Source organism: Bartonella sp. TT29SHDZB, assembly GCF_042193395.1.
In the GTDB taxonomy this organism is placed as follows: Bacteria; Pseudomonadota; Alphaproteobacteria; order Rhizobiales; family Rhizobiaceae; genus Bartonella.
This window is the reverse complement of record NZ_JBHILQ010000016.1, coordinates 1-24,484: the sequence shown is the minus strand read 5'-3', so window position 1 is coordinate 24,484 and position 24,484 is coordinate 1. Positions and strand designations below refer to the sequence as shown.

Sequence of the window (24,484 nt, the reverse complement as noted above, 5' to 3'; positions counted from 1 at the left end):
TTTTTATGCACAAAATGAAACGCAAATAAATAACACTATGTTGTAAAGTTGACTTACATATGTTACAAATCGTTCACTTACCTCATTTTCACTTAATTCTAGTGTTTTTGCAACATTATTTAGAAAGTTTGACATATGATCAATGTATTTAAAAAGCGTACACGTTTGTACGCACTGACAACAAGTGCTTTCTTTTTTTTACAAGGTGTAGATGCTTCTATGGGGCAAATGTGGTTGTCAACTGGATTGTCATATCTGACATCTTTTGGAAGGGCATTAACTGCTTCTGAACCTCCTGAACCTCAATCAGCAGAATTGCCCTCATCTCCTTTACCACAAGTCGCTAGTGGTGGCGTTGACGGTGTCACTGGCAGTGGTGCTGGTGGACTTGGTGGTGCTGGTGGACTTGGTGGTGCTGGTGGACTTGGTGGTGCTGGTGGACTTGGTGGTGTTGGCGCTGGTGTTCCTGGCGGCGTTGGCGTTGGCGGTGTTCCTGGCGGCGTTGGCGTTGGCGGTGTTCCTGGCGGCGTTGGCGTTGGCGGTGTTGGCGTTGGTGGTGTCCCTGATGGCTCTCAACAAGGGGCTGTAGTAGAATCAATACCAGCATTGTCACCGCCTTGTTCTTCGGCCCCAGAATCTTCGTCTGGAGCCTCTATTTTCTGTGGTGATGGTACTACGCATAAACTTGAACAAGCAGGTGGTGGTCAGATTCAGCTTAAAGCAGGAATATATGAACGTGCTATATATGTAACAGGTCCTTCGTCTACAGTGATTAATGTATCTGGGATATCCGTGATTGCTGAAGAAGGCAGAGATATTAAGGTGGTTAACAATAAAATTCTGTTTCAGGGTGAGGGTATGGGCTCTGTATTTGCAGATGGTAAGTCTCAATTTGGCGCTGAGATTAATTTGAAAAATACAAGGGTTGAAGGATTTGCTTATGGGATTGGAGCTTCTAGTTATGGAAAGGTTACTATGAATAGTGGTTCCCTTCACAGCAGTTATGTGAATGCTATGGCTTCAAAACAAGGTGTGATTCTTTTGGAAAATGCAAATGTTAAAGCAGATATAATTGGTCTGTGGAGTGATAATAAATCTTTAATAGAGATGAAAGGAGGAACACTTTCTTTAGGAGATACAACGGTAGGGGTTATCGCTTCAGATATGGGAATTGTTCTATTGGATGGTGTTAAAATTCAAGAAGATGTTAAAGCTCCAAAATCAGTTTCTCAATTAAATAACGCGATACAAATACAGGGAGAAAGGAGTGGAGAGCAGGTGGGGGAGGAAGATTCTGATAGAGATGATTCTTTTCAAGGTGTTGGGCGCATTGCTTTCCTATCACGTGACGGTTATATTTCGCTTAACAAAGGGAATTTTGAGATTCCCAATACTGTTTTTTTGCAGATTGGTCCAAATTTTCTAAGTAATATTGTACGAAATATGCAAGAAGATAGCCAAGATCAAGAAGATAGCCAAGATATAGGCACTGATTCTTCTAGTTTTTCCAAAGCTTTTCGTGATATTTCTTCTTCTGTTTACAAGGCTAAAATACAGAGCGAGGCTGTTCTTGGCTCTGATCCTTTCTCTAATTTATTGAGTTTAAATGCTGTTATAAAATCTTCATCTATTACAATTTCAGGTAAAAAGTCTTATGGTATAGATTTTGATTATCGGGGTAATGGGGCACAGTACGGTACTAGGGCACAGGGCATGGATTCCTTGCTACATGGGGTTCTTTTAGAAAAGACTTCTCTCACAGTTCCAGAGGGTATCGCTATTTACGGTGATGGTTTAAAAGGTTACGTTTTTTTACAAGATGCATCGGAAATTTCAGGTGCTCTTTTGTTGAAAGCTAAAAATGCTGATTTATCCGTTTTTGCTAACGGCTCTACCATTGCAGGTGCTACTCGTTTTGATGATAAATCTCATGCTAAGCTTTTTTTATCCAATGGAGCAGAATGGCAGGTAACAAAAAGTTCCTACGAAGATTCAGAAGATGCCGGTCGGCATTGTGTAGATTCATGTATTTCATCTGTGATTCTTCAAAATAGTAATATTACATTTTTGACTTCAAGCAAAAAAATAAATAGTGCGGGCTCTAACGGTGGAAAGGCTGTTACTGAATATCAAACTCTTCGCATTGGAAAAGGAGAGGGCACTGTTTACAGTGCTGAGGGAACTTCTACAATTCAGTTCAATGTAGATGTATCTGGTAAGGTTATTGGTCAAAATTCTGATAGACTGTTGATTCATGGTGATGTTTCTGGTCAAACTAAGGTAAAGATGAAAACTCAAGGAGTAGCTGTTGAGAGGGACGATAACAATAATAAGAGATATAGTATTTCGCTTATTCAAGTTTTTGGAAGGGCAGAAAAAAGCTCTTTTGTCTTAGAAGATGATTATGTTACGCTCGGAACTCCTTATCAGTATGTTCTTCGTGCTTATGGTCCAGCTATTCCTTCAAAAATGCAGTATTTCGATAAGGCTTTGGTTGCGGGCAGTAAGGATGTTTGGGATTTTCGTTTAGAAGATAAACGTTTGCCTGATGAGCGTAGTTCTCTTTCTTTCTTAGGTGACAATGGGGAAAGGGCGGGAGTGAATACGCCATCTCTTGAACCTCTAAGAAGTGAGGTAGATAATTCTTCTGTAGAATCAAGTCTTCCATCTGGAGATTCTGAATCTAGATCATCTGATCAAGTTATTACTTCTAATACGAATGAAAATCCCTTGTTACTTGGGAGATCTGATACAGGTGATGTAAGTTATGAAGAGGCTGGAAATGAGCCTTCTACAATATCAAATCCTTTATCTCCTTCTCTACATATTTCGACAACTGGGGGGACTGTTGGTGGAAGTAGTAATAGGGGAACGGATCCTTATATGTTGGGGGGAAATTTGGGATATCATGAAGAATTGTATACAACAGATGGAAATGTGGGTATTTCCCTTCTTAATGTTGATCCGAGTCAAACGGTTAGTCAGAATGAAGCAGAATATGATATAGTAGGCTATAGTACTTCTGATACGGTTGGTGTGAATTCTGTAGTTCATCAAACTGAGACAGGTCAAACTGAGACAGGTAATGAAGACCATACAGAAGGTGGATATGATGGATACGTAGAGAGTGAAGCATCTGAAGCTGTGACGTCTGTTCCTTCTACTACTACGTCTCCTGTTGCTTCTACTGTATCTGAGGGGGGCGCATCTACTGATCCGAGGGGGGCTAGAACATCCGAAGCTGTGACGTCTGTTCCTTCTCCTACTACGTCTTCTGTTGCTTCTGCTGTATCTGAGGGGAGGGAATCTACTGATCAGGGTGGGGCTAGAACATCCGAAGCTGTGACGTCTGTTCCTTCTCCTACTACGTCTTCTGTTGCTTCTGCTGTATCTGAGGGGAGGGAATATACTGATCAGGCGAGGGCTAGAACATCTGAAGTAATATCCACTCCTTCTTCTACTACGTTTCCTGTTACTCCTACTGTATCTAAGGAGAGGGCATCTAATAATCTTGCAAGATCTGAGACATCTGGGCATAGAGTATATATTGTTTCATCCAATTCATCTCCTTTATCTAGAGGTAGAAGTTCGTTAAATTTAATATCTTCAGGAGCTGATTCAGCTGCGAGATCTGATTTAGGTAGGGTTTCTGTGATATCGACAGATGGGATTTCTGTATCATCTGGGCATACTATATCGAATAAGCTTCCAGCTATAAAATCAGTCGCTTCCATGAAGCCTTCTTCTGAGAAATCTGCTACATCTTCTTCTAATGGACCTGTTGGACGTACTGTTTCGTCTAGTTATTCTGATAATGGAAATGTTCCTTCTAAGGAAACGATTTCTTCTACATGTGGTGATACGGAGAATAATAATAGTGAGAGGGGATCACAGACTTCTTATTTGTGTAGAGATGGTAAATCTCGGACAATAACAGGGAAGACACTGAAGGCAAGTGAGGCAACTCAACATTCTATGCATGCAGGAAATCCGAATACAGTTATCAAGTTAGAGGGTACTACTGTTAGTGGTGCGGATTCTTCTAATAGTAAAAATAATGTTGATTTTACTACATCAAAGCTCGTGAGTGCTGTGCTTGCAGAAGACAAGGCAGAAGTTATTTTGGATAAAAAATCAAAAATCCAATCTTCTGTGATTGGGCTTGAAGCGCAAAGTGGCGGGAAGGTTAAGATGAATGATGGGACAATCGATGCGCTTTATGTGGGCGCTTTGGCGGGTTCTGGATCATCTGTTAATTTAAAGGATACGAGAATTAACGTGACGGGGGATTGGGCTGTGGCTGGTTTGGTAAGTCAGGCTGGTAAGGTGTCTATGGACACTGGGGCTATTACTTTGGAAAAGGGAGTGGCTGTGAGGTCAGAAGCTGGGGGAAGCGTTGAATTAGACAAAGTTAATATTACTGCGAAAAAAGGACAGGGTAAGTTAGATTCCGCAGATAACTTTGGGCGTGCAGCTTTTCTGTTGAGTGATAATGCTTCTGTTGATTTTAAGAATGGAAATGTTGTGACTGATGCTCATGCTTTGTGGATTATGAAGTCTGATGATAATGTGGTTGAGACCGGCTCTTCTAGGAGAAGGAGATCTTCTGAGGTTCGTCCTACTACGAATCATGCAAATATCGAGTCTTCTATTGTTACAGTGGAAGGTGATGGAACCTATGGTATATATTTTGATGGGGGAATACAGAAAGAAGCGAGTCAACAAAATCGGAGTGAGGATTTAGCAACGGAGAAAGCAATTGTTGCTAAGCGGAGCGCTGAATCCAAACAGGAGAAAACACCTATAGGCATAACAGGGACAGTTTCGTTGAAGAAAACTGGTTTTGAAGTTGCAAATGGTATAGCGATCTATGGTAATAATTCTGGTGGTCATGTTTCATTAGAAAATAAAACAATTCTTGCTGGTGACTTGTTATTAAGAGCCGAGAATGGTTCGAATATATCGGTATCGGTTGATAGTTCTATTGTTAAAGGTGATGTTCGCGTTGATAAAAGTTCTTATGCAAAATTAGACTTGGCTAATAGTTCACAGTGGATTCTAAAAAGAAGTACGCAGAAGAATTTAGGTACTTCAGATTTAGGATGTGTGGATTCATGCATTTCTTCTGTAAGTCTTGTAAATAGTGCTATTAATTTTGCACCTTCGGAATCTGAAGGAAAATATCAGACTCTCCATATTGGAAATGGGAAAGGAACAGTTTATGCGGCACAGGGTGATGCTGTAATTTATCTCAATGCACGTTTAAATCCTCGTGATCCGAGTGATCAGCAAGTTACTGATCGGCTTGTCATTCATGGTGATGTTTCTGGAAAAACAAAAATACATGTACGAGGTGATGCGGGCAATGTAGGAGATGGTAAAGCGAATGCCAAGATTGCTCATAGTGTTTCAATTATTCAGGTCTATGGTCAAGCGAAGAAAGATTCTTTCCAACTCGATGGCAATTATGTTGCGCTGAGAAACTCACCTTACAAATATACTCTTCGTGCTTATGCTCCAGAAGCGACTTCGAAGCAGGAGCATGTGCAACAGAAATTTGTTAAGGATGGTGGAGAATTTTGGAATTTCCGTCTAGAAAATCAGTATGTTAAGTCTGTTGGATCTGCTGCCCTTCCTGAACAATTTGTAAGGTCTGTTGTTCCACAGGTTCCAACTTATCTCAGCTTGCCTAATAGCGTATTCCATGCTGGTTTGATGGATATTAGCAATCAAAATAAGCAGTTGGAGACGTTGCGGATGACTTCTACAGGAATGGTAGAGGTTCGTGAAAATCCTGCTTTATATTTACGCGGCTATGGTGGAAGTTACCGTTATGCTTCAGATCTTTCTGCTCTTGAATATGGTTATGACGGCGATCTTAGTTATAATGGTGTAGAGGCAGGTGTTCTGCTGCAAACTATTGAAAATACCGACAGTGCTATATCCTTTGGCGTTATGGGAACTTATGGAAAACTTTCTCTGCAGCCTTTGAATGTTGAGCAAAGTCAGAAGAGTGCATTTGATAAATGGACTGCTACGGTATATGGTAGCATGCAGCATAATGTTGGCTTCTATGTCGACGGTCTTTTATCCTATGGTCTGTTCAAAGGTGATGTTCTCACCCTTGCACGGGGTAAAACAGCAACATTAAAAGGTAATCCTTTGAGTGTTTCTTTAGCTGGTGGTCAGACAATTATGACAGGATATAAGGGGGTTGTCTTTGATCCGCAGGTTCAGGTTGTGTATCAACATCTCCAGTTTAATAAAGCCCGTGATATTGACAATTTTGATATTGAAATGGGTAACCTTAATCAGTGGGTAGCACGTGTTGGTGGACGCTTAACCAAGATTCCTACAGGTTCTGAAGGCGTGAATGCTATTGCTTTCTATGGTAAGCTTTATCTTGCTCATGGTTTTGAAGGAAAACAGTCTGTGCATTTCAATGATGCTTTCAAGTTAGGGGCTTTTGGTTCTTCTTTAGAGGCTGGATTAGGTTTTAATGCCAAATTGTTGCCAAAGCTCTCTCTGCATGCTGATATTCTCTATCAACATAAGCTTAATAAGGCTGGTTTTTCGGGAACAAGTTTTTCCGGAGGAGTACGGTATCAGTTTTAATATAAGGTACACTATGTACCTTATTAGAAAAGGCAGCACAATGTGCTGCCTTTTTTCTTTATAACAACTTGTGTTGTTCTTAAAAGCTTCTCGTCTTCTTGATGTGAACCAAAAAACATAGTTTATTTTACGTATGAGAGCGTTTTTCTATACTAAAGTGAATTTTCTTAAAATTTTTGCTGTTGATGGTGCAATCGAGAGACTTACTTTTATGGGCTTTTAAAGAGTGCAGGGGGGATGCCATGCGTTACATTGTTTTTTAGGTAATATATTGATTTATATAGATAATCTAATTATTTTGCATGTTGAATGAGAGTCTTGAATATCGTAAGATTTTCTCATTTCAAATCTCTCTATGTTGAATCAATCAAAACCATTCGTTTGCACGTTACAAGCGAAATTAATATGTGGATATAAATTGTACAAAAAAAGACTAAAAGTGCCTATAATGCATTGTTTCAAAAGTTAAGGGTTTGTCGTAACACCCACGAGCTGGCAAAGTGTGTGATGGTGTTGGGTTGCTTCTTCATAAGCATAAAGATGGGGCGACTTAATGGTTTTATTGTTATACCCTTCACGGGCTGCGCCGTGAAATGGGATTGGGAGCGTTGAGAGATATCTCTTTAAAACAAGCGCGTGAATATGCAAAGCAATGGTGTTCTGTTTTGCGTGAGGGATGTGACTTCATTAAAGAACGTGATAAACAAAAGCGTGAGGCAATAAACAATACTTCATTAAGATACCATATTGATGCTTTCTAAAGCTCGTTTTTGAGAGTTTGTTTTTCACGGATTTAAATTATTTTTTCATTCATCTCCTTGTGGATTAATTTTTTAAGTTTACAAGTTTTGATTGTGTTTTTAATTAATTGCACGCATTGGTTTTATTTTTTCTTTACAGGAAATACAGAATGCATTATACACTCATAAGGTGTGTTTTGTAACTATTCTCTTATAGGTGGTTTTGGCGTAGAGCTTTTGCCAAATTTATTGGGATAATTCATTGCACAGTTCAGATGAGCATGAGGCATATTCTTTTTGTTACACTTTTCGTGTTTTGAGGTGTGCAATGGGGTGTTTTGCAGGTGCTTTTATTTTTAATGAGAGGGGAAGGAAAGTTTCGAGGGAACTATGATTAAAGTTTTTAGAAATCATGTATGTTTATGTGCTTGTACAACTGCTATCCTCTCTTTTCTCCAAAGTGGAAGAGAAGTTTATGCGGCTGCAGAGGGGAACGGTATAGCTTATACTATAAGTGTTATTCCGCTCAACAGTATTAGTGTTACTTCTGGTCCTCATCTTAATGGAAGTAATGCGTATAAGCCTCCCCTTAGTGGAGAGAGTGGGCAGAATAATCATTATATTCGTGTGAACCTTGTTGGCAATAACGATGAGGGTATTCGTGGGGGAAGTGATTATCATGAGTTGAGTGGAATGGAGGGATCGAATAATGGTCATATAGATAACTCTGTTAAAGATGCAGACTTTGATGAAAGAGGTATAAATCTTGGGTTTTATTACTATAATGGGTTGTATTATATATGCGATAATTGCGGGACAGATCTTAAAATTGATAATAAATCTTATAGGATTACAAATAAGAACGTTTCCAACTATCCTGAAGATCCTACTGCTATAACGGTAAAACGGATAGGGACCAGAGTTTATGGAGAGAATGTAACTGTTAGCAGTGAAGTTTCTGATAAATCTTTTTTGCGTGGTGTGGCTGTATCAGATGACGGAAAGATTGTTTTGAAAAAAACGACGCTTCAAAATACAAAGTTAGCTCTTTTCGCTAATAATGGAATAATTGAGGTAAAGGAGGGGATTATAGGGGAGAGTGATAGGGCTGTTGAAGCCGTGGAGAATTCATTGGTTATTTTAGAGAATACAAAAGTTAATACGCGTGATGGGAAGGCAAGCCTTTCCAGTTATAGTGGGGCAGATATCTGGATGGAAGGTGGGGAGCTCCGCTTTACCAACAGTCACGGCGTTTCTGCGGTATTAGGGGGAAAGGTCATTCTCGATGGTGTTACTGTTGCTGGAAAGGGATACAAAGATAAAAATCACACGGTTTTTTTAATGGATGAAAGTGGTTTTGTTGAGTTTAAAGGGGGAACTATTAATGTTGAGGATGCTCATGGTATATTATTAGAAAATCCAGTCAAGCCTTTTAGTGTTGTATCAGAACTATCTGAAACAGAAGCTGAAATCGAAGATAGAGATGCAGCTGAAGATTTATCGAATAGCTTTTATGTGACTGAGATTAATCTTAAGTCTTCTTTTGTTACCGTAAAGGGTAAGGGATCTTATGGTATCTACTTGCGGGGCGAGAAGCCATGGAGTGAAGGGAGAGATAAAAAAGAGGAGATTTCATTCGAGGAAGAAAAAGCTCCACCACGATTAGAAGTTGTTAATTTGGATAGAACAGAGTTTTCTGTTTTAGACGATGCGGCTATTTATGGTAGAAACATTATTTCTGGTGTGGTGGGGTTGGTGCACAGCACTCTTCACTCAGGGAATTTTTTATTAAAAGCTGAGGAAGGGGCATCTGTGATCGTTTTGGCTGATGGTTCTACTCTTGAAGGTCGTGCTCACGTTGATAAAGACTCTAATGCCGAACTTTATTTAGGAGGTCATTCTACATGGATTTTACCACAACCGTTGCAAAAAGATCAAAATGAGGCTGCGCATAATTCTTCTATTTCACTCGTGAGTCTTATGGGTGAGAGCTCTATTAATTTTAAAAGACATGAATCTTCTTCTGTTGATAATTATCAAACCCTTCGTATTGGAAAGGGAAAGGGTGAAGTTTATAGAGCACGGGACGGTGCCTCTATTTCCCTTAATAGCTATTTGAATAGTGGTGGTGCTCTTAACTATCAAAAGACTGATCGTGTTTTAATTCATGGTGATGTTTCAGGAAAAACAATGCTCCGTGTGCATGGTGTTGCAGGAAGTCCAGGAGGATATACGGGAAAGGGGGGGAATGCTGAAGGTATTTCAATCATTCAGGTTTCTGGAGAAGCAAAGCAAGATTCTTTTCAGTTGGAAGGTGGTTATGTAGCGTTAAACGCATTACCTTATCAGTATAAGCTTTATAGTTATGGTCCAGAATCTGAGTTTGGAAAAGCAAGTATGGATCAGAGATTAGTTGAAGGGAGTGGAGATTTTTGGGATTTCCGTCTTGAAAGTAGATCTATAGATTCTGATGTTAAACCTAAACCAGATCCTGCTCCTAAGCCAATTCCGGGACCAGAACCTTCTCCAGCACCAGCTCCGGAGCCTCATCCTCGTCCTAAGCCGGGCGTTAAGGCTGTTGTTCCGCAGGTTCCGACTTATCTCCTTTTGCCTAATGCCTTACGTCATATTGGTTTGATGAATGTTAACAATCAAAATAAGCGGTTAGAAGCTTTGCGAATTACTTCTGGGGGCTTATTAGAAAGTCGTGAAAAGCCTCTCTTTTTTGTGAGCGGTTATGGCGGCAATCATCGTTATACTTCAAATCTTTCCGCGCTTGAATATGGTTATGGCGGCGAGTTTGATTATAATGCACTAGAGGCAGGTGTTTTGCTAAAAGCAATCGAAAATACGTATGGTTCCACTTCTTTTGGAATTATCGGGGCTTACGAGAGATTTTCTTTGCAACCTTTGAATGTTGAACAGAGTCAAAAAAGTACATTTGATAAATGGTCAGTTACGGCATACGGTGGTATGCAGCATGATGCGGGTTTTTACGTTGATGGTCTTGTGTCTTATGGGTTTTTTAAGGGTGATGTTCTAACAACTGCACGTGGCAAGACGGCAACATTAAAGGGAAATCCTTTAAGTGCTTCATTGACTGCTGGTAAAACATTTATGGTAGGAGAGAACGGTTTTGTTTTTGATCCTCAAGTTCAGGTTGTTTATCAATATCTTCAATTTAATAAGGTGCGTGATGTGGACGGCTTTGATATTGATTTAGGAAAGCTTCATCAATGGATAGGGCGTATTGGGGGGCGTTTAACAAAGAGGCTGGTCGCTACTGATGAGGCTCAAGTTATTTCTTTCTATGGCAAACTTCATCTTGCTCATGGTTTTGAAGGAAAACAATTTGTGCATTTTAAAGATGCTTTCCAGCTAGGTGCTTTTGGTTCTTCATTAGAAACAGGATTAGGTTTTAATGCACAATTGTCTCAAAAATTTGCGCTTTACGGCGATTTGGTTTATCAGCACAAGCTAACGAAAGCTGGTTTTTCTGGAACGAGTTTTTCAGGTGGATTGCGTTATCATTTCTAGTGTTGTTCCTGTTTTTGATTAATCTTTGAAAAAGCTACAAGTTATGCTTGTGGCTTTTTCTCGTTCTTTATTCGTTTCATTTTTACAAGAGAGTGATTTTGTATATCTTTAATACGCTTTCTGATTGGACTTCTTTTGTTCTTCTTGAGAAATTTAATGAGTTTGTACGTTATTGTTTCAAAACGCGTATTTCAGAGTGATAATTATATTATTTATAACACACTTATTTATAAAGATAATTTTAATTTAGGGTGCTGAAATATTTTTAAGGCTTTTATGATGAATCCATAAAAAGCATTCATTTGCATATATCACAAGGTGGATGAGTAAGCGGATAAAAATTTGTTTAAGAAAAGATTTATAGACTTTTGTGAAGTGTGTTAAGAGGAGAGGATTTACAATATGAAAAGTTGGAAAAAAGAATACTTCTCTATTTTACGTAAACGCAATGAGCGTTATATCCGATGAACTTTATATTATATCCGCTGTTGTTGCAAAATGGGGGGAAAGAAAAGAGATATCTGAGAAAATTGGTGAATGAGAAACATAATGACGTATTGTTTTTTGAAAGTGTGTTTTCTTTAAATGCATAAATAAAAAGATGAAATCATGTGTCATCTTCACTTTTTAAAATATGGCTCTGAATGTTTTTGAATATTGTAAAGTTGAATTAAAAAGAGAAGATAAAATTGGAACTGTTTGATTTTTACACTTTCCTCCTCTTTCTAAATTAGGCTGTATTTCTATGAAAATTGCCTAAAAAGGCGTATGTGAACTCTTGTTTCTCAATTTTGGCATATGTTTTGTCTGCTTACAGAGTGCACATTGTTTCAATATAATATCTATCGTAAGGATGTTGATTATACCCGTTCTGGGGGTGATTAGACAGCAGTTAAAGTAGGTGTTTTAATGCATATCAACTGATTAAGGCTGCTTTTGAATAACAACTTTAAAGGTGATTGTTCTGTCGTTGTTCAGTTATATTTTTGCAAATTCTTTGTAAAAGCGACAGATTTAGATTGTATTTTCGAGTAATTTTTTAATTCCATATTTACATAAAACACAAAAAATATTAATAATCTCCATGTATTATAACCTAAACGTGTTAAATATTTTTCTCTTAGTAAAGTTTTTAATACGTTGTGTATATTTCTTGGCAAGAAGAGGGGGGATTATGGTGGAATTATGGTCAGTTTATTTAAAAATCGCTTCTCCTTATGTACTTTTACAACAGCACTTCTTTTTTTTACACACAATGTTGATGTTTTTGCACACAATGCTGCATCTCAAGTTTCCTCTGGAAAAAAGCAGTCTTCGTGTGATCAGAATACAGCATTTTATCAGTGTGATGATGGTGAAGAGCATAAAATTAATAATAAAGTTTATTCGCTAATGGATAAAAATGTTAATGGTGTTCATGGAGCCATGGAGATTTCTAAAAGAGGTACATTTATTAGTGGCGAGAAAATAACTATTAAGGGTATTGGGGATGAAAAGAATAATTCGGAAAAGAACTTTTGGAAATATGGACTAAAGGTATCAGAAAAGGCGGACGTCGTTTTGAGCGATTCCACGTTGAGTGGGGTTTTAGTGGGGGTGGAAGCTCAAGGTGGATTCATCGTAATGTCTGGTGGATCAATTGATGCAATCAAAGTAGGGGCTGTTGCTGGAGGAAAACCTCAAAGTAGAGTTGATTTAACGAATACGAAAATTAGCCTAGGGAGAGTTGGGGTTAAAGCAGGAGAAAAAGGATATCTTATTTTAAAGGGCGTCTCTATTAGCGGAAAAGGTCGTACTGGCAAGGATGGTCAAGGGCTGGATGCAGATCGTCAGGCTGCTTTTCATATATCTAAAGATGGTTATGTTGAGTTTATGAAAGGGGCTGTTGATGTTACTGATGCTCATGGGCTTTTATTGCAGGGAAATAAAGGTTCTCAGATTGATATTGGAGATTCCAATATCACAGTGAAAGGTAATGCATTTTATGGTATGCACTTTGAGGATGAGGTAGCATCAGATGGTTCGTTAGAGGGAAAATCATCACGTGTTGATTTAAAAAAGACGCATTTTATCGTTCCAGATAGTATAGCTGTTTATAGCAGTCAATCTAGGAAATCTGCCCTATATTTAAAGGAAACAAAGATTTTTGGAGATTTATTGCTGAAGGCTGATCATGGCTCTTCTATAAAGGTTTTTGCTGATGCTTCTGCACTTGTCGGTCAAACTCAGGTTGATAACAGTTCTGAAGTCGACCTTATCTTGAGAAATAATTCACAGTGGGCTTTATTGCAACCAAAACATAAAAAATTACAAAATCCTCATTATAGAGATGTTTCATTTATTTCATCGATCAATCTTTCTAATAGTTCTATTACTTTTGAAAAACCGAAATCCAGCACTGCTCATACCTATCAGACGCTTTATATTGGAAAAGGAACAGGTGTTGTTTATCAGGCTTTTGGTGACGCTTGGATTCATTTGAATGCACGTTTAAATCCTAATGATACAAGTGATCATCAAGTAACGGATAGGCTTCTCATTCATGGTGACGTTAAGGGAAGAACGATAGTACATATACAAGGGGTTGCAGGAGGCTTAGAAGAAAAAAACGAAAAAGCGCATAGTGTTTCAATTATTCAAGTTTATGGAGAGGCATTGCCTGACTCTTTTCAATTGAATGGACAGTATGTTGCCTTAGAGGGGGCGCCTTATAAATATGTTCTTCGTTCTTATGGTCCAAGTGCTACAGCAGGGGATGAGCATGTTAAACAAAAATTTGCTTTGAACGGAGGGGCATTTTGGAATTTTCGTTTAGAAAATGAATATGTTCAAAAATCTGCTGATGATAACGACATTCTTACGGTTTCTGAACGTACCCCCCCTGCACGTGCTTCTTTTTCGGATATTGTTCCAGCGTCTTCTGCTGATGTTGTTCCGGCATCTTCTGGTGATGATGTTTCGTCGTCTTTTACGGATAGTCTTTCTAAAATTGAAAATATTTCCTTATCTGGACGAGGTGTAAGATCTGTTGTTCCTCAGGTACCAACTTATCTGCTTTTGCCAAATAGTTTGTTCCACGCTGGTTTAATGGATATCAGCAATCAAAACAAGCAGTTGGAGACATTGCGAACTCATCCTAGTGGAATGTTGGAAATTCGTGAAAATCCTGCTTCATTTTTGCGTGGCTATGGTGGAAGTTATCGTTATGTCTCAGATTTATCTGCGCTTGAATATGGTTATGGGGGAGATCTAGGGTACTATGCACTAGAGACAGGTGTTTTGCTACAAAAAATTGAAGATGTTGACAGTGCTATATCCTTTGGGGTTATGGGGTCTTATGGAAAGCTTTCTCTACAGCCTCGAGATGTTGCACAAAGCCAAAAAAGTACATTTGATAAATGGACTGCTACAGTTTATGGCAGTATGCAGCATGATGTAGGATTCTATGTTGATGGTCTTTTATCCTATGGTCTGTTTAAGGGAGATGTTCTGACAACTGCGCGGGGTAAGACTGCAACATTGAAGGGTAACCCTTTAAGTGCTTCTTTGATGAGTGGTCAGAAAATTGCCACAGGATATGAAGGTGTTGTTTTTGATCCACAGGTTCAGGTTGTTTATCAACATCTTCAATTTAATGAGGCTCGTGATATTGATAATTTTAATATTGAGATGGATAAACTTGATCAATGGATGGTGCGTATAGGTGGTCGTTTGATGAAGACTCTTACTGCGTCTGAAAAAGATCGTGATGTTTCTTTCTATGGAAAGATTCATTTTTCCCATGATTTTGGCAAAGAAAGAGCTGTGCGCTTTAAAGATTCTTTCCAGTTAGGGGCTTTTGGTTCTTCTCTAGAGGCTGGATTAGGTCTTAATGCTCGCTTGTCTCAAAAATTTGTGCTTCATGGTGATTTGGTTTATCAGCATAAGTTGAGCAAAGGTGGTTTTTCTGGAATCAGTTTTTCTGGTGGATTGCGCTATCGTTTTTAGGATGATCATCTGGGGGTAAGGTGTTTAAAGAGCCACAAGCTATGCTTGTGGCTCTTTATATTTGTTTGCAACTTTTTAAATAAGTTTTTTAAAAAGATGTTTTTTGCATGAGAAAGTTTGTTTCTTTTTAGAAACGAGATAAGGCTTTCTGGTTTGCAGTTTTTGCTTCTTATGCTGTTTTTCTTCCTTTCGTGTATTTTTATTAAATTCTCTTGAAATCACCGCTTTGAGATAGAATTTTTATTGTTACCTATATTTTTGCGCGTTTTTATAAATAATACAATTTTAAATTGTGATATTTTTGGATTCTGGCTTTACATAAAGCATCGGGTCGATATATAAAATACAAAACGTATTTTATATTATCACGTGTAATCAAAGTTATTAAACAGAACGCGTTTTTTTTTGTTTTTAGGGAAGGGGAAGAAAGTTTGTAGAAAATTATGTTTAAAAATCATCTCTCTTTATGTCATTTTACAACGGTTATTTTTTTCTTTGTATACAATACTGATGCGGGTGAGATTTCTTCTGAGAAGAAGCAATATTCATGTAACGAAAGTGCCTCATTTTATCGCTGTCATGATGGTAAAACGCATGAAATTTCCCAGAAAACTTATCAAGTTATGGGTGAAAGTTCTGATGCTGCTATAGAGGCATCAGGGGAAGATACAGTCATTGAGGGAGAGGCTATAATCATTAACGGTGTTTCGAATGCACATGGCCATTCAGAAACAAACGCTTGGACAACAGCTGTAAAGTCCTCAAATGGGGGAGGCGTTGCTCTATTTGATTCCATGTTAAATGATGTGTCGATAGGGGCCGATGTTAATGAGAAGGGGGCTTTTGAGATGCAGGATGGGGTGATTAAAGCAACCAGAATGGGGATCAGTGTTGCGGGTAAAGAGTCGTTTGTTTCTTTGACCAAGACAGAGATTAAGACATCTTCTGATGCGATAGGTCTTTTGAGTCATAATGGTGCAAAAATTTATATGAAAGAAGGAAAAATTGATTTTACCAGTGGTATTGGTGTTCAAACAGGAGGAGATGGAGAAATTAATTTAGATGGTGTTTCTATTACTGGGAGGGGAAAACAGGTAACAAATACAGATAATCATCGTGAAGCTTCTGCTTTTAGTATGCTTCAGGGAAAAGGCTCTCTTAATTTCCAGAAGGGAAACGTTAATGTCATTAGAGCGCATGGTATTGCCTTGGAGGGAAATGATAATAATACTGCTCATATCAAATATTCCAATATTTTTGTGAGAGAAAATGCATTTAATGGCATGCGCTTTTTTTGGGAAGCTGTCTTAAATGATAAAAAAACAATTATACCTGGAAAAGGGACTGTCTATTTGACAAAGACAACTTTTATGGCTCCAGAAAGTACGGCTATTTATAGCCGCGAATTTGAAAGTTCTGTTAAACTCTTACAAAATTCAACAGTTTCTGGTGATTCACTCCTGAAAGCTGTTGAGCGTTCCAATGTAAAGATTGAGGCTGATGCTTCTTCCCTTGTAGGAGGCGTATATGTTGATGAAAGTTCTACAGCTAAGATAGATTTAAAAAATGGTTCAAAGTGGATTTTATCGCGACCAAAATATGACAAATTGCAAAATTCTGATGCTTCTGGTTCTAATTTAGGGGATTATTCCTTCATTTCATCGGTCGATCTTACGGATAGTTCTCTTGTTTTTGAAGAATTAAAATCTAAAAAAACAAATGGTTATCAGACACTTCTCATCGGAAAAGGATCGGGGACTGTCTATAAAGCGCACGGTGATGTGAATCTTTATCTTAATGCATATTTGGATAAAGGCGGAGCTCTGCAAGAGCAAAAAACTGACCGGCTTTTAATCAATGGTGATCTTGAAGGAAAAACAACAGTTCATATTTATAAGATTCCTGGAAGTCCAGGGGCATTGACGGGAGATGGTGGTAATAATCAGGGGATTTCCATTATTCAGGTTTATGGACAAGCTGCTGAAGATTCTTTTCAGTTAAAGGGGGGGTATGTCACACTTGAAGCCTCTCCCTATCAGTATCATCTTAAGAGTTATGGTCCAAGCTCTTCTTTAGGGGCGGCAGATTCCCATCAAAGAGTGCTTAAAAACTCTGGAACATTTTGGGATTTCCGCCTTGAAAGTCAATTTGTTGATTCCACTTCTCTTGATTCCACTAAAGTTTTTCCTGTTCTTGATTTGGTTGTCCCCCCTTCTTCTGATGATATTCCTTCTTTTCCTAAAATTCATCTTAATATTACTGGAGGTGAGGATGGTTCTATTGACTCTAACTCTCAGCAAAAACCTCAGGAGCCAAGTCTTTCTTCTCCTGTAGATTCTCCTGATAGGGATTCCCATCTTACGACCACACCTAATGTATCTGATGTTTTGGTGCTTGAGACCCCCAATCCTCCTTCCTCTCTTGCACCTGTTATTCCCGCTATTGCTGAATCTAATCCAGTTGCACCACCTGCATCTGGTTCACTTGTTCCGCCGCATGTTTCACCCGCTCCTTCTGTTGTTGCAGCACCTGCATCGGTTTCACCTGTTCCGCCGCATGTTTCACCCGCTCCTTCTGTTGTTGCACCACCTGCATCTGGTTCACTTGTTCCGCCGCATGTTTCACCCGCTCCTTCTGTTGTTGCAGCACCTGCATCGATTTCACCTGTTCCGCCGCATGTTTCACCCGCTTCTTCTGTTGTTGTACCACCTGCGTCTAGTTTTTCTGTTCCGGCATCTGTTTTTGAGCCTTCTTCTCATTTTGAGCCAAATGTGAGAGTCGTTGTTCCACAGGTTCTGACATATATTCTTGTGCCAAATACCTTATTTTATGCTGGATTGATGGATATCAGTAATCAAAACAAGCAGTTGCAAGCGCTGCGAACTGTTTCTGGTCGGTTGTTGAAAAATGATGAAAATCCCACTTTGTTTTTGCGCGGTTACGGCGGACATCACCGTTATACTTCAAATTTATCTGTACTTAAATATGGTGATTATGGCGGTGAGCTTGATTATAATGCACTAGAGGCAAATATTTTACTCAAGAAAATCGAAAGTGCATACAGTACGACATCTTTTGGGATTATGGGGAATTATGGCAAGCTTTCTTTGCAGCCTCGAAAGGTTAAACAAAGTCAAGAAAGTATATTTGATAAATGGACAATCACGGCATATGGAAGCATGCAGCATGATACGGGTCTTTATATAGATGGTCTCTTTTCTTATGGTTTGTTTAATGGAAATGTTCTCACACTTGAGCGAGGTAAAACAGCTACATTGAGAGGTAAGCCGCTGAGTGTTTCCTTAACTGCTGGTAAAACGTTTATGATCGGCAGCCGATATTTTATTTTTGAACCACAAGTTCAGTTTGTTTATCAAAATCTCCAGTTTCATAAGACTCGTGATATTGATAATTTTAATATTGATATGCGAAGCCCAGATCATTGGGGGATGCGTATTGGTGGGTATTTAACGAAGACACTTACATTTACTAAAGATGCACATGTTCTTTCATTCTATGGTAAGCTTCATTTCATTCGTAGTTTTGATGATAAACAATTTGTATATTTTAAAGATGCCTTCCAGCTTGGTTCCTTTGGGTCTTCTTTAGAAGCTGGATTGGGTGTTTTTTCGCAATTATCTCCAAAAATTATTTTTCATAGTGACCTGATTTATCAGCATAAATTTACGAATGCCGGCTTTTCTGGAACGCATTTTTCTGGTGGATTAAGCTATCACTTTTAATTGTATTTTCCTTTAATATATCCTTTGTGGAAAATATAAGTATAAAGCATGGTTTTATAGTGTTATTTTCTGATTTTTGACTTTATGTATAATACAAAACAACTTATTATGACGGCATATAATAAGAATAATAAGTAGATGAACCAGAGGTGTCTTTTCGATTTTTTATGAAGATAAAATAAAGAAAGTTTAGACTAAATTATGATTAAAGTATTAAAACGCCATGTGTGTGTTTTCTTACGACCTCTATTTTTTCTTCGCGCACAATATAGATGTGAGTGCAGAAGGTTATAAACCCTCATGTAATTCTCTTTTTAAATCGTATTCGTGTGATACAGTTGGTGCTGCTTGTACTTTTGGAAGTCGTAATAAGTTATATATGAGTGGATTGGATAGGAAGGACTTACAGGTGTTATTTTTACAATACAATCTCATAACATAGTTATTAAGCCGGAAAAAAGTAAAGGGGAAAAGGCGTTTCAGGAATTGGTGGAATTTTAGAATTAAATAAATCTGAGAAGATTACATCAGCAGTGGTTGTGTCAAAAGACAATAAAACTTCTTTTAAAAAGAGTTCTATTATAGGAAATAGCGAAAAGAAAAGTGGTAGAAATGTCAAGTTATCTCAATCTGTGTTTGGCGTGAAGCAGAGCGGTTTTTTTCTTTGATGAAGGTAAGATTCAGGTTTCTGATGTTCATGGCATAGCGATTGAAAGTGCAAAACCGGTTTTTTAGGAAAGGTCATTTGAGTTTCGAGATAGTTCTATGTCTTTGGTTTCTTTTGAAAACTCAGAGATCATTCTTCAGGGACAAAGGGTTCATAGTTTGCATTTTAGAGGAAGTACTTCGCAACATGAATATCAAGAGGGAGTGCTTCTTATAAGTTTAGGTGAATTTCGATTTAAAAAGACTGCTCTTCATGTTCTTGATGGTACGGCTATTTATAGTAACGATGCTAGGAGGTATCCTTATATTACGGTATCAGAGGGTTCTCGTATTTTTGCTGATCGGTTAGATGTCAAAAATAATTCATTTGTTGCGCTTGATGCTTATGCGTCTTTTCTTTCAGGAAGGGCACATGTTGAGAAAGGTTTTTATGGTAGTGTTGAGTTGTTCAATCAATCTTTATGGACTGTAAGAGCAAATAAAAATGCGCTTGAAAATGATCATAAAAAAGTTCCATATTGTGTAGGTTCATCTATTTTCTTTGTAAGGCTTATTGATAGTTTTATTTTCTTTCAGAAACCAAGAAATGATTTTTATCAGACACTTCGTGTTAGGAGATTGGATGATGATTATGGTTTAGATCATGCTTACGTTGTAGGAGAGGACGCACGCTTATATGTTAATGCATATCTTACTGAAAATGGTAAAAGCAAGGGAATAAAAGCTGATAAACTTCTTATCTATGGTGATGTTTATGGAAAAAGTAAGGTGCATATTGTCGATGTTACAGTGGCTTCAAAAAAAATAAAGAACCAGAGCAAAGGTAAGCAAAAAGACGATAAAAAAGACAGCCTCAGTGTTTCAATTGTTCAGGTTTATGGAAAGGCTGCGGATGATTCCTTTAAATTAACAACAGATTATGTTGCTCTAAGAGGAGCGCCTTAGTGATATAGTGTTCGTGCTTATGGTCCCAATTTTTCTCATAGACAGGTAAAGGTGGGGATGGATCCGTTAAAGAGAAAAATATTGAGTATAATGGAGATTTTTGGGATTTCTGACTTGAAGCTGAATATGTTCAGAAACTTTCTCATCTGCATCATATGCGGTTGGAAAATGATGTGTTTCGTTCTTTAAACACTCATGCTCATCATCATAATGTTTTAGCTGATTATGATGCTTCTGTTTTTTATTCTGAAGAGGGCATTAAAGCTGTTGTCCCACAAGTTTCAGCATATCTATCGATGCCTCATGCTTGTTTCAGGTTGGTTTGATGGATATGAACAATCACAATAAACAGCTGGAAACATTGCGTATTGCTGCTGGGACTTTGGGAGAAAATGCTAAAAGTTCTGCTCTTTTTGCGCGAGGTTACGGTGGAAGTTATCGTTATGTTTCTGACCTCTCTGAGTTTCAATATGGTTATGGTGGAAATTTGAATTATAACGCTATAGAGGCAAGTGTTTTGCTCAATGCGATTGAGGATACACATCACACTTTAAGCTTTGGAATAATGGGGAATGATGGAAAAAATTCTCTACAACCTTAAGATGTTGAAGAAAACAAAAAAGTATATTTGATAAATGGCCTATTACACATATGGCAGCATGCAGTATGATACAGGCTTTTATATCGATGGTCTTTTTTCCTATGGTTTATTTAAAGGGAATGTTTTCACGCAAGTAAGGGGCAAGACAACAACATTGAAGGGAATACCTTTGAGTGCTTTATTGATTGCGGGTAAGTCATTTATGACAGGACATAAAGGGCTTATTTTTTGATCCGCAGGTTCAGGTTGTTTATCAAAATGTGCGGTTTGATCAGGCGTTTGATATTGATGGTTTTGATATTGAAATAGAAAAACTTGATTTGTGGGTGATGCGTGTTGGCGGGTCTTTAAGAAAGACGCTTGCTGCTTCTGAAGAGGCTCTTGTTGTTTCTTTCAATGGCAAGTTTCATCTTACCATGAGTTTTGGAGGAAAAAAACATGTGCAATTTGGAGATGAATTCCAATTAGGGGTTTTTGGTTCTTCTCTAGAAGCTGGAATGGGGGGTAATGCTCAGTTATCTTCAAATTTTTTATTGCACGGAGATTTAACCTATCAGCATCGTCTTAGTAAAACTGGTTTTTCAGAGATGATTTTTCATGCGGTTTACACTATGCTTTTAGGTATATTCTTAAATATAGAATAACATTTACATAAATATAGAGTATTTTATGAATTGCAAAGCAAGTATTTATTTGTTATACTTAAAAATATTCATATGTTTAACTTAACATTATTTCAGATCTCATTCACTTTTAAATAAAGCGGGGGAGAAGGATTTGCAAAAGAGTTATGGTTAATATATTTAAAAATTATAGGTTGACTTTTACAACAGTTGCTTTTTCTTTTTTTTGGGTTGTAAATATTAATGCTGACTTTCATGCTTTTGCAGCTCCCTGTGATGAAACAGGGAGCTTTTATACGTGCAGTGATGGTAAAAAACATACACTTGAAAATAAAACTTATAATTTAAAAAGTTTTCAAGAACATGCTCCTAGTTCTGATCCTATTAAGGCTATATATGTAGAAAATGCAGGTACAGTTGTTGATGCATCTCAGATAAATGTTTATGGCGATGATTCAAATAAAATATCTGCATATGGTGCATATGCAAAATATGGTGCACGTCTTAATCTAAAAAATTCAAATTTTAAGAATGTACGTGCTCTTCATGCTGAAAATGCAGTCATTAACATGACAGATGGGTCAATTACGGAAACTTCTCACGCTATATATGCATTGGGTGAAGAAGCGGATATTGCTTTAGTGCGTGTAAAGATTGAGGTTGAGCCAGACAACCTGCAAGATATCGGGTTTGTGAGTAGACTTGGTGCAAAGATTAGGATGTCAGGCAGTACTGTTACATTTAATGGGAAAGGTAGATTTTCATCGTTTTATGGGGGAGGGTATAATTTCGATAGTACTATCATTAAGGGTAAAGGAAAACAAAAAACTACTATCGTCGATGAGGAAGGTTTCGATAAAATACCAGAAGCTTTCGACGTCTCTCAAGGAAGTCATGTTCAATTGAATAATAGTTCTATTGAACTGAGTGATATGCATGGTTTTTTGGTGAAAAATTCTTCGGTTGATGTGAATGATAAAGAAAAGTTGTTGTGGAAAGCATTTAGTTCATCGGATGAATTTAAGAAGACGAATATTAAGATTAACAAATCCAATGTTTCTGTGCTGGGTAAAGGAGTATATGGTCTGTATTTTTATGGATTAGAACCAGAGGAAGGGTTTAGAACAGCTGATTCAGCTAATGAAATGTTGTTACAAGGCAGAAATATCATTATAGGAAAGGCATTTGTTCAGTTATCAAAGACAAACTTTACAGTTCCAGAAGGTATCGCCATTTATAGCACTGGGACTGATGGTTTTGGAGCTAAAGCTACCCTTGAACTATTGGACGATACAAAAATCTCTGGTGACTTATTAATAAAAACTGAAAAAGATTCTTCTCTTCTTGTTCAAGCATATTCTTCAACCCTTACAGGGGGAGTGCGCATTGAAGATAGGTCTCGTGTTGATTTACAGTTAAAAAATGGTTCAACATGGTATCTTACTAAGCCTAAATATCAAGATTTACAAGAGGCCGATGTTACGGTTTCATCGCTTTCTACTTTGAGTCTCCTTGATAGTACGCTTGTTTTTGAGAAATATGTCTCTCAAGATTATCAAACATTGCATATTGGAAAGAAAATATACAATAAAGAAGATGTTTATGCATTAGATGATATTGGTAAAACAGCGGGTGTGGATGGCGTATACAATAAAGTATACAGTGCGGAAGGTAATTCTCGGATTAAGATGAGCACATTTATGAATAATGATGGTTCATTTGATCCTCAAAAAACTGATCGCGTTTTAATCTATGGTGATGTTTTGGGAACCACGCTCATTGGAATGGAAAAATTTCAAAAAGCTTCAGATACAAAAGTGATTGACGGAAGTCATCAAAGTGTTTCGATTATTCAGGTTTTTGGAAAAGCAAAGGAAGATACTTTTAAGCTTTTGAATGATTATGTTGCGATAAATGGATTTCCTTATCAATATAAACTTCGTGCTTATGGTCCTGGTTCTTCTTCTGGAGAAGCAAGTCCCGAAAATAGATTGGTTGAAGGGGAAGGAGATTTTTGGGATTTTCGTCTCGAAAGTGTTTACATTAATCCTGAATTAGATCCTTCTGAATCTGTTTCAGTTCCGTCTATTAAGCCTACGTCCACAGTTTTACCACCTAAATCTGAAGCAGAAACTATACCTTCTGAACGACCATCAGAGACTATTGCGCCTGAACAACCTCCTTCTGTTAAGCCACCGCTTATACCATCTACACCTTCTTTGCCTGAAACATCTGAGCCGTCTGAAACATTGATTCCTACGGATTCTACTCTTACTCCTTCTGCCCCTGTTTCGCCTGTACTTCCCTCTGTCCCCTCTGTTCCAGAGGACGCTTCTTCCGTGCAACCTATGCCTGCATCGCTTGTTCCAGTTGAAACTTCTACTGATGAGGTTTTGCCATCTAAGCCCTCTGTTCCGGAGGACACTTCATCTACAGATTTTGTTCCCACTCCTTCTGTGCCTGTTGAACCTAGAGTTCCTTTTGTACCAACTGTTCCAGAGGCTCCTTCTACTGATGAGGTTCTGCCATCTGAGCCCTCTATTCCGGAGGACACTTCATCTACAGATTTTGTTCCCACTCCTTCTGTGCCTGTTGAACCTGTACGTCCTTCTGTACCAACTGTTCCAGAGGACCCTTCTGCTGTGCAACCTATACCTGCACCGTTTGTTCCAGTTGAAGATTCTACTGATGAGGTTCGTCCATCTGAGCCCTCTGTTCCGGTATCTCCTTCATCTCCAGATTCTGTCCCCACTCCTTCTACCCCTGTTGAACCTGTACGTCCTTCTGTACCAACTGTTCCAGAGGCCCCTTCTTCTGAGCAACCTATGCCTGCACCGTTTGCTCCAGTTGAAGATTCTACTGATGAGGTTCGTCCATCTGAGCCCTCTGTTCCGGTATCTCCTTCATCTCCAGATTCTGTTTCTCCTCCTTCTGCCCCTGTTGAACCAAAGCCTTCTGGGTCTTCTGACCCTTTGGATTCCTCGTCTAATCTCCAAATTAGAGCTGTTGTTCCACAGGTTCCAACTT

10 protein-coding genes and 1 pseudogene are annotated in these 24,484 nt (G+C 38.2%); all 11 read left to right on the top strand.

Features of this window, described 5'->3' with window-relative positions; all coding sequences use genetic code 11:
* The first annotated feature begins 135 nt into the window (after window positions 1-135).
* Entirely contained in the window at window positions 136-6,615 is a 6,480-nt protein-coding gene (locus tag ACFIJJ_RS07395) for an autotransporter outer membrane beta-barrel domain-containing protein (RefSeq protein WP_375646494.1), read from the top strand.
* Between the two features lie 500 nt (window positions 6,616-7,115).
* Window positions 7,116-7,343 (top strand): annotated as a pseudogene (locus ACFIJJ_RS07390) (Arm DNA-binding domain-containing protein); the annotation flags it as partial.
* Between the two features lie 402 nt (window positions 7,344-7,745).
* The gene (locus ACFIJJ_RS07385) at window positions 7,746-10,892 is read left to right on the top strand and encodes an autotransporter outer membrane beta-barrel domain-containing protein (protein WP_375646493.1); all 3,147 of its coding nucleotides are present in this window, start codon (window positions 7,746-7,748) and stop codon (window positions 10,890-10,892) included.
* Between the two features lie 1,185 nt (window positions 10,893-12,077).
* Window positions 12,078-14,879, top strand: coding sequence for an autotransporter outer membrane beta-barrel domain-containing protein (locus tag ACFIJJ_RS07380; RefSeq protein WP_375646492.1), 2,802 nt, complete (start codon window positions 12,078-12,080; stop codon window positions 14,877-14,879).
* A gap of 443 nt (window positions 14,880-15,322) precedes the next feature.
* The gene (locus tag ACFIJJ_RS07375) at window positions 15,323-18,622 is read left to right on the top strand and encodes an autotransporter outer membrane beta-barrel domain-containing protein (protein ID WP_375646490.1); all 3,300 of its coding nucleotides are present in this window, start codon (window positions 15,323-15,325) and stop codon (window positions 18,620-18,622) included.
* Between the two features lie 765 nt (window positions 18,623-19,387).
* Window positions 19,388-20,233: a hypothetical protein gene (locus ACFIJJ_RS07370; protein ID WP_375646489.1), complete on the top strand. Its 846-nt coding sequence runs from the start codon at window positions 19,388-19,390 to the stop codon at window positions 20,231-20,233.
* Window positions 20,234-20,406: 173 nt separating this feature from the next.
* Window positions 20,407-20,559, top strand: a complete 153-nt coding sequence (locus tag ACFIJJ_RS07365; protein ID WP_375646487.1) for a hypothetical protein — start codon at window positions 20,407-20,409, stop codon at window positions 20,557-20,559.
* Window positions 20,559-20,834, top strand: a complete 276-nt coding sequence (locus ACFIJJ_RS07360) for a hypothetical protein (RefSeq protein ID WP_375646486.1) — start codon at window positions 20,559-20,561, stop codon at window positions 20,832-20,834. The genes ACFIJJ_RS07365 and ACFIJJ_RS07360 overlap by 1 nt, the downstream gene beginning before the upstream one ends.
* A 58-nt stretch (window positions 20,835-20,892) precedes the next feature.
* Complete coding sequence (locus tag ACFIJJ_RS07355) at window positions 20,893-21,066, top strand: hypothetical protein (RefSeq protein ID WP_375646484.1); 174 nt, start codon at window positions 20,893-20,895, stop codon at window positions 21,064-21,066.
* A gap of 28 nt (window positions 21,067-21,094) precedes the next feature.
* Window positions 21,095-21,478 carry a hypothetical protein gene (locus tag ACFIJJ_RS07350; RefSeq protein WP_375646483.1) on the top strand — a complete coding sequence of 128 codons (384 nt, stop codon included), beginning with the start codon at window positions 21,095-21,097 and terminating at the stop codon, window positions 21,476-21,478.
* A gap of 146 nt (window positions 21,479-21,624) precedes the next feature.
* A partial coding sequence (locus tag ACFIJJ_RS07345; RefSeq protein ID WP_375646482.1) for an autotransporter outer membrane beta-barrel domain-containing protein occupies window positions 21,625-24,484 on the top strand: 2,860 nt, incomplete at its 3' end.